Origin of the sequence: Helicobacter sp. CLO-3 (assembly GCF_001854545.1) — a bacterium.
Lineage (GTDB): Bacteria > Campylobacterota > Campylobacteria > Campylobacterales > Helicobacteraceae > Helicobacter_B.
In genome coordinates, this window is the sequence record NZ_MLQN01000001.1 from 135,328 (window position 1) to 143,656 (window position 8,329).

4 protein-coding genes, 1 tRNA gene and 1 pseudogene are annotated in these 8,329 nt (G+C 47.0%); 3 read left to right on the forward strand and 3 right to left on the reverse strand.

The window, feature by feature from the left end:
• Positions 1–72: 72 nt before the first annotated feature.
• The gene (locus tag BKN38_RS00540; protein WP_066458405.1) at positions 73–2,460 is read left to right on the forward strand and encodes an AAA family ATPase; all 2,388 of its coding nucleotides are present in this window, start codon (positions 73–75) and stop codon (positions 2,458–2,460) included.
• 215 nt (positions 2,461–2,675) lie between these two features.
• On the opposite strand, the gene BKN38_RS00545 is transcribed toward BKN38_RS00540, so the two are convergent.
• Positions 2,676–4,085 carry a glycosyltransferase family 9 protein gene (locus BKN38_RS00545; protein ID WP_143000171.1) on the reverse strand — a complete coding sequence of 470 codons (1,410 nt, stop codon included), beginning with the start codon at positions 4,083–4,085 and terminating at the stop codon, positions 2,676–2,678.
• Between the two features lie 115 nt (positions 4,086–4,200).
• Between BKN38_RS00545 and hisS the strand changes: the two genes are divergently transcribed.
• Both hisS and BKN38_RS00555 read left to right on the forward strand, forming a co-directional pair.
• Positions 4,201–5,547 (forward strand): histidine--tRNA ligase, encoded by a 1,347-nt coding sequence (gene hisS, locus BKN38_RS00550; RefSeq protein WP_233712815.1) that lies wholly within the window; start codon positions 4,201–4,203, stop codon positions 5,545–5,547.
• 3 nt (positions 5,548–5,550) lie between these two features.
• Positions 5,551–7,413, forward strand: coding sequence for a CapA family protein (locus BKN38_RS00555; RefSeq protein WP_070957639.1), 1,863 nt, complete (start codon positions 5,551–5,553; stop codon positions 7,411–7,413).
• Between the two features lie 125 nt (positions 7,414–7,538).
• Here the strand turns inward: BKN38_RS00555 and BKN38_RS00560 are convergent.
• Positions 7,539–7,614: transfer RNA gene (locus BKN38_RS00560), tRNA-Lys, on the reverse strand.
• Between the two features lie 138 nt (positions 7,615–7,752).
• Positions 7,753–8,329, reverse strand: a pseudogene (locus tag BKN38_RS00565) (glycosyl transferase); the annotation flags it as partial.

Sequence of the window (8,329 nt, forward strand, 5' to 3'; positions counted from 1 at the left end):
CAAATCGCCTTAAAGCGCCAAAGCAACCAAAACCGCCTCAAAACACATAAATATCACCTAAAAGGCAAGCAGATGACTAGCCCTATTTTTCGAGAGATTATCGATCAGTCCTTTGAGTTTGCGCGCGTGTCGCATCATGAGTATTTGACGATAGAGCATATATTTTTGAGCCTGCTTAGACATCCAAGCGGCAGGGAGTTTCTAGAGCTACTAGAGATGGATAGCAAAAGCCTAGAAGAGCAGATAAACCGCTACATACAAACATACATCCCCATAAACAAAAACATCCCCGAGCCAAAAGAGACCATGGCGCTAAGGCGCGTGCTGCGCGCGATGATGAATCAAGCAGAATCTTCTGGGAGTAATAATATCGAGCTTTGGGATTTTTTGGTGTTTGCGATAAAAGAGGAGGATAGCTACTCTGCTAAGCTGCTAAAATCCTGCAACATCACCCAGCTTGACATCATGCGAAATATCCCTGCTATCGAGGAAAAAGACCTGCCAGCGCAAGGCTCGATATATCCCAAAAGACCTAAGCAAAAAGTGCTAGAATCTTTTTCTAAAGATCTAAACGCCCTAGCACTGCAAGGCAAAATCGACCCGCTCATCGGGCGCGATGATGAGCTAGAGCGCATATGCGAGATACTTTGCAGACGCAAAAAAAATAATCCAATCCTTCTAGGCGAGCCCGGCGTGGGGAAAACTGCTATCGTGGAGGGGCTAGCGCTTGCTATCACGCAAGGCAGAGTGCCAAACAAGCTTAAAAACGCGCAAGTCTATGAGCTAGATCTTGGCGCGCTGGTGGCTGGCAGCAAGTATCGAGGCGATTTTGAAAAGCGGCTAAAAGGCGTGCTAGCAGAGCTAGAAAAAGAGCAAAACGCTATCGTTTTCATCGATGAGATCCACACGCTTGTGGGCGCTGGGGGCTCGATGGGTGGCAGTATGGATGCGGCAAACTTGCTAAAACCAGCACTTGCAAATGGCAATATCCGCTGCATAGGTGCGAGCACTTTTAGCGAGTATAAAAGCTCTTTTGGCAAGGACAAAGCACTTTCAAGGCGCTTTTGTCCTATCGACATCAAAGAGCCTAGCCTTGAGTCTTGCTTGCAGATTCTGCGCGCGCTAAAGCCGCTTTATGAAAAATACCACCACATCACTTACGAAGAAAGCGCGCTAGAAGCCTGCCTCGATCTCTCAAATCGCTACATAAATGACAAATTTTTGCCGGACAAAGCGATAGATTTGCTTGATGAAGTGGGTGCGAATTTCGCGCTCAAAAACGCAGAATCTAGCACCAAAATCACCAAAAAAGATGTCGAAGAGATAGTATCAAAGACTTATCATATCCCAAGGACACAAGTTACCTCTGATGAGCGAAGCCTGCTAAAAACGCTAGCAGCTAAGCTTTCCGCTAGAATCTACGCGCAAGATGAGGCGATAAATGAAGTCGTGCGCGCGATAAAAATCGCCAAAGCAAACCTAAAAGAGCTAAACCATCCTATCGGCAGCTTCCTTTTCAGCGGGCCTAGCGGCGTGGGGAAAACCGAGCTTGCCAAAGAAATCGCCAAAAATCTAGGCATGCATTTTGAGCGATTTGACATGAGCGAATACTCACAGCCACACAGCGTAGCCACGCTCATCGGCGCGCCCGCTGGGTATGTGGGCTATGAAAATGGCGGGATTTTGGTGGATAAAATCCGCAAAAATCCGCACTGCGTGCTTGTGCTAGATGAGATAGAAAAGGCGCATAGCGATATTTATAACATCCTTTTGCAAGTCATGGATAATGCCTCGCTTACCGATAATATGGGCAATGTGGCGCATTTTGACAATGTCATTTTGATCCTCACTTCAAATGTCGGTAGCAAAGATGGCAACACGATAGGATTTGCTAGAGATACCTCACTGCGCCAAAACGCCGCGCTAAAAGATGTCTTCAGCCCCGAGTTTCGCGGGCGGCTTGATGCGATAGTGCATTTTAGCCCGCTTGGCAAGGCGGAGTTTAAAAAGATAGCACAAAAAATCATCGGCGATATGAATGCAGATCTGCAAAAGCGCAAAATAGTCATAAAGCTAGATTCTAAAGCGCTAGAAAAAATCGCCTCGCAAAGCCTAGAAAGCTCGCTTGGCGCACGCGAGATAAAAAAGCTCATCGATAGCAAAATAAAATCCGCGCTAAGCGAGCTTATAATCGAGGGCAGGCTAGACAAAGGCGGCGAAGTCGTGGTGAGATATAAGGCTAATGATTTTGTGCTAGAGATAGATGCTAGTGCTTTGGCTGGCAAATCTGCGGGCTTAGATTCTGCAGAATCTGTGGGTTCTAAAAGAGGGGGAGCCACAGGCGCTAGCAGCGCAAGGCTATCAAAATCTGGCGACACAAAGCCACCGCGCAAACCAAGCACATCGAGCAAACCTGGCACGCCAAAAGCCAAAAATACCAAAAAAATAGAAATGGCGTAAGTGGCGCAAATGGTGCAAATAGTATAAATATTATAAATCGAAGGCGCGATTTTGTGTTTGATTTTGGCTTGATTAGATTTTGCGCTTTTTAGATTCTTGGTAGTTCGCCTTTTGCAAGTTTAGGCAGGCTTTTTGCGAGATTTTTGCGTGCCTTTTGCAAGTTCTCGCGCTAGTAAGATTTTAAAAAGCTTTTGTTAGTTTGCTTTCTGCCAAGATTATCTTCTGCCAAGTTTATCTTTTGCGAGATTTATCACCATTTCAGGCGTCACGCGCTTCATGCAGTCGTGGTGTTTGAGCGGGCAGGTGCGCTTTTTGCACGGCGCGCAGGGGAGGTTGGCGCTTATGAGCGCGAAATTATCCGCGCGCCACGCCATCGTCTCGCTCGCATCCGTGGGTCCAAAAATGCCTATGGTGACGACGCCAAGCGCGGCGGCGATATGCATGGGTCCGCTGTCGTTGCTTATGAAAATATCTAGCGCGTTTATCTCGCAAATTAGCCCTTTGATATCAGTCTGCCCGCAGCGATTTATAAGCGTGCCAGTGCCGATGATATGGGATTCTCGCGCGCTAGATTCTGGAGTGGATTTTGCGCGAGATTTTGCAGAATCTATTTTGGATTCTGTTTGGGAGTCTTTTTTAGATCCCACTTGGGATTTTGCGCTAGAATCCAAAATCGCGCGCGCTTCGCTGATGATGGATTCTGCTAGCTCGCTATCTCCCTTTGTGCCAAATATCAAAACTTCTGCGCCAAGCCCAGCAAAATGCGCCGCTGTAGCTGCAAAATAGGAGGGTAGCCAGCGTTTGGCATCGCCATAAGCAGCAGCTGGGTTTAGCCCCACGCGCAAAGCTTTGTGCGCGATGTTGGCGCGGCTAGCGACATTTGCGCTGCTACTATCCACCGCCAAATGCAAACCGCCTATCGTCTTATCTATCCACGCCCGCGCACTTGCAAAAGAATCGCCAGAATCTAAATCCGCGCCTTTATCAAACTCACCAGAATCCACACCTTTCTTAAACTCACCAAAATCCACACCCTTTTTAAACTCACCAGAATCCACCAGCGGTGCTAGCAAATACGCATAGCTAAGCACTTGATGCACTCTTTTCTCTCGCTTCAAAGTGTCGCTTAAAAGCAAGCCCCCAAGCCCTTTGACATAGCCTATACGCCGCCTAGCCCCGCTCGCGCGCAAAAGCAGCGCGCTATAAAAATGATTTGTAAGCGTGATAGCTATGTCGCACGCGCCGATAGACGCCCTTATCTTGCGCCCGAGTTTTATCGTCGCCAAAAGCCGACATTTAGCGCGCTTGGTATCATCCTCAAAGCGCCCAGCGATACCAGAATCCATAGCAAACAGCTCCAAAATCGCGCGCGGTGCGATGAGGTAGATTCTCGCTTGTGGGAAGAGCGTCTTTAGCAGCTCAATAGTGGGCGTGCTCATCACGCCATCGCCAAGCCAGTTTGGCAGCCGCAGCAAGATTTTTAAATCATTTGCGCGCAAACCCCCCACAATGCCACCAGAATCTACGCTATCGCTAGATTCCGCATCTCGCCTAGATTCTACACCGCTAGCGCAACTAGATTCCACGCCACTAGATTCCACCATTTTCAAACCTTCTCTCTCCAAAGCCCTTTTCCTTATCGCGTCAGCCAAAAGCACATCAAAAGCACATTTTGCATCGCGTATTTTGTGTAATTTTAGCAACTTTGTTGTAATATCTCAACTTTTATCAACGCCAAAAATGGAGCAATATATGGCTGACAAACCACTTATCACCCCGCGCACGCTAGGCGGATTCCGCGACAGACTGCCCAAAGAAGCGATGGCAAAAGAAAAACTCACCCAAAATCTCATCGCTGTGTTTGAGAGCTTTGGCTTTGTGCCTATCGAGACGCCACATCTCGAATACGCTGATATCCTCGTCAAACAAGGCAGCGAAGAAATCCAAAAAGAACTCTATCGCTTCAAAGATCATGGCGGGCGCGATGTGGTGCTGCGATTTGATCAGACGGTGCCGCTAGCGCGTTTTATCTCGCAATACAAATCCGAGCTCGACTTGCCATTTAAGCGCTTTGTCATCGGCAATGTTTTCCGCGGTGAGCGCGCGCAAAAGGGGCGATATAGGGAATTTACGCAGTGTGATTTTGACTTCATCGGCAGTGATTCTATCGCTTGTGATGCAGAGATCATACAAGTGATTTATGCCTCGCTTGCGCGCTTGGGGCTAGATGAATTTACCATTTGGGTAAATCATAGAAGCATCCTAAATGGCATTTGTCATCATTTTGGCATCAAAAATGAGCGCGACATACAAAGCGTGCTAAGAATCATCGACAAGCTAGATAAAATCGGCAAGGAAGGCGTAAGTAAGGAGCTAGAAAGCGCGCTAGGCTTTAGCCAAGAAAAAACCGCGCCACTTCTGCAAGCCATAAGCATCAAGCAATGCGAGGTAAGCAGCGAGTTTTTCGCCAAAATCGCGCATATGAAAGAGTGGAATGAAGAGCTTGCAAAGGGTATCAGCGAGCTAGAAGAGATGTTTGAGATTTTGAGCGATTTAGAGATGGATAAATCCATCACTAGAGTAAATTTTGCCATCGCGCGCGGGCTTGGCTACTACACAGGCATCGTGTATGAGACGACGCTAAATCGGCTCAAAAACATAGGCAGCGTGTGTAGCGGGGGCAGATATGATGATCTCACGCGCACATTTTCGCAAGAGCGCCTAAGCGGCGTGGGCGCTAGCATCGGGCTAGATAGGCTTATCGCAGCGCTAGAGGAGCTAGAGATGCTGGAGGGCAAAAGCACGAGCGCGCGCGTGCTGGTGGCGGTGATGGAGCGGAAATTTTTCGCCTATGCGCACAAAATCGCTGAAGCCCTGCGCTCTAGCGGAATCTATACCGAAGTATATCCGCAAGATAGCAAGCTCAAAAAACAGCTAAGCTACGCGCATAACAAAGGGCATGAATACTGCGTAATCATCGGCGAGGATGAGTTTGCCACGCATACCATGACGCTAAAAAATATGACGACAGGCATGCAGTTTGAAAATCTTAGCCTGCTAAAAACGCTAGAAATCGTGCGGGGCTAGTCGATGCGAGTGTGGGGCGCGGGCGTAAAAAATGCTGGCGTAAAAAATGCTGGCGCGGAGGGTGCGGGTGCAAGTGTATGGCGTGTGATTTTTGGCGCGCTGGTGCTTGCTATGGCGCTTACCATAAGTGGATGTATCAAGCAAGATGCGGTGGATTCTAAAGTGGCGGCTTCTAAAGTGGCAGAATCTAAAATAGATTCTAGCAAAGACGCGCGCGCAGAATCTAGCCAAAAATCCGCAGAATCCAATCTAGATTCTAGTAAAGAATCCACGCAAGACACGCTAACCCCCCAAGATTTAGAAGTCAAAGACCAGCAAATCTATGTCGCCCAAACAGACGCTGATGACACCGCGCGCGCCTGCCGCGCACCCATCATCACGCGCGCTAAGCTTAGCTTTGTAGGTGACATTGTGCTGGGTGATTACAAAGGTGCAAGTGGTGCGACTTTCAACGCGAAATTTGCCGAAGTCAAAGACTATGCGTATTTCTCGCGCGGCGTGCGCGAAGTGCTCTCTGGCGATGATCTGACTATCGGCAATATGGAAGGCGTGCTAAGTGATAAAAACTTAAAAAACGCGTTTGAAAAGCCATTTTCTTTCAAAGGGCAATCAGGCTACACCAAAATCCTAGAAATCGCTAGCATCGAGGCGCTAAATGTCGCCAACAACCACTCGCGCGACTATGGCAAGCAGGGCTTCATCGACACGGTGGAAAATCTCATCGCCGCATCGCGCGCGGTGTTTGGCGAAGGCATCGTGCATATTTATGAGGTGAATGATGTGAAGTTTGGGCTGGCGGGGCATCGCGGGTGGAATCCAGCTATCAAATCGCAGGTCAAAAAAGAGATAGAACAGCTAAAGAAAGATGGCGCGGATGTCGTGATTTTCACTTTTCACTGGGGCGAGGAGCGGCAGCACTACCCAAACGCGACGCAGCGTGACATCGCGCATTTTGCGATAGATTCTGGTGCGGATATGGTGGTGGGGCATCATCCGCATGTGCTGCAAGGGGTCGAGGAATACAAGGGCAAAAAAATCGTGTATAGCCTAGGAAACTTCATCTATGGCGGCGCGAAAAATCCAAATGACAAAGATAGTATGATATACCAAAGCGAGTTTTTGCAGATAAGCTCGCACGCGCAGGCGGTGGAGCTGGCAAAGCAGATAGAGGGGTATCTAAGCGCGAATGCTAGCGTGGCGGGTGCTGGCAATGCTGTGGGCGCTGGTGTGGATTCTAGTGCGGTGGATTCTAGTAATGCTGGCGGGCTGGATTCTGATGCGGGTTTTGGTGCAGAATCTAGCGAGGCAGAATCTAGCCAAAATGCCGATAAAAACAGCGCAAAAAGCAGCGATAACGCGGATAAAAAAAATAAAAAGTCAAAAAAGAGTAAAAAAGATAAAGATATAAACGCAGAATCCAAAGACGCGCAGGCTTTATCACAAGCACCAAAAGTGGATTCTAGAGCAGAATGCGACCTTAGCAAAAAAGCGTATAATGTCGCCGAGCTAGGCATACAAGGCGAGTATATCAAAGGCGTGAAGCGCGTGGATGTGGTGGGCGATTTTGTGATAATACACGCGGTGCTGCCGGTAAGCATCTCATCCACGCCAAGCTACAACGACTACTCGCCAATCGTGTATAGCGCGGACTCCAAAGGCTATGCGCGCATCATGCAGCGCCTAGAGCAATACTCCAAAAACAACGCCGCCACACCAAAATCTAGCACCAAAACACCGGCAAAATCCACCGCAAAATCCTCTGCCAAAAGCACCGCCAGCCCCAAAACGCCGGCAAAAACAGCACCAAACAAGCACCCAAAACCGCCAAATAGACATTTGCAAGGCGTGTTTTATTTACATAAATAGTATTAAATTTTGGGATTTGTCTTGCGTGGGTTTCATCTTGCGAATTATTTTTTAATTTAGATTCCGCAGAATTTAGCTAATTTATAGGCGATTTGTGGGGATTTTGTGTATCAGTAGCGTATAAGTGGTGGATGCGCAGAGGATCGAACTCTGGACCCACTGATTAAGAGTCAGTTGCTCTACCAGCTGAGCTACGCATCCATGAGGCGCAATTATAGCCAAAGTTGTTTAAAGTGCTTTTAAATTACTAGCATTCAACTAAAAACTTCCTTGACATTGACATTTTAAGTCCCAAGGCACGCAATCAATATTTTTGCAATTCTTATATTGGTGCAATTTTTAGCAATCAGATTTTATTTTGTTTTTTATCGTTTGGGCCTTTTTTAAAACCCTATACAACCAAGGCGCATAGTAGCCCATTTTTCTACTAAAGCGAACTTTTTGCATATAGGGCTTTAGTGGTTTTAGTAGTTCTCTAGTGTGGCGTGGGTTTTTATGACATATTTTTTCATCTTCAAATGCAGCCTCCACAAAATTAATAATAAAAAGCCTAATCCTATCCTTCAACGCATTATCTTGTAATGTTTGCATAAAATCAAGCAATCCTAGAGAAGCATACATAGATGAATAGCTATAATAATATGGTCTATAATTAATCCGGTTTCTGAATTCAAAAGCTATATCGGCAAGACTTGGTGGATAAGCAAGTAATGGAGAATCTTGAGTCATATTGTATTCACAGTTAGAATTAGCGCGGATGCGGTATATATACAGCTGTTTGTTTAGTAATTTGATTTGTTTTGCTTTGGCAAAAAGTATTATACCAAATGGGGTATCTTCAGCATGTATCGTAGGGTAAAATCTTAAGTTATTAAGTAGATTAATGTTAAACATGCCTTCCCATCCCCAATGAAAC

Coding starts and splice junctions, on each gene's coding strand:
- BKN38_RS00540 (WP_066458405.1), top strand. CDS start 73: ATGACTAGCCCTATTTTTCGAGAGATTATCGATCAGTCCTTTGAGTTT.
- BKN38_RS00555 (WP_070957639.1), top strand. CDS start 5,551: ATGCGAGTGTGGGGCGCGGGCGTAAAAAATGCTGGCGTAAAAAATGCT.
- hisS (WP_233712815.1), top strand. CDS start 4,201: ATGGAGCAATATATGGCTGACAAACCACTTATCACCCCGCGCACGCTA.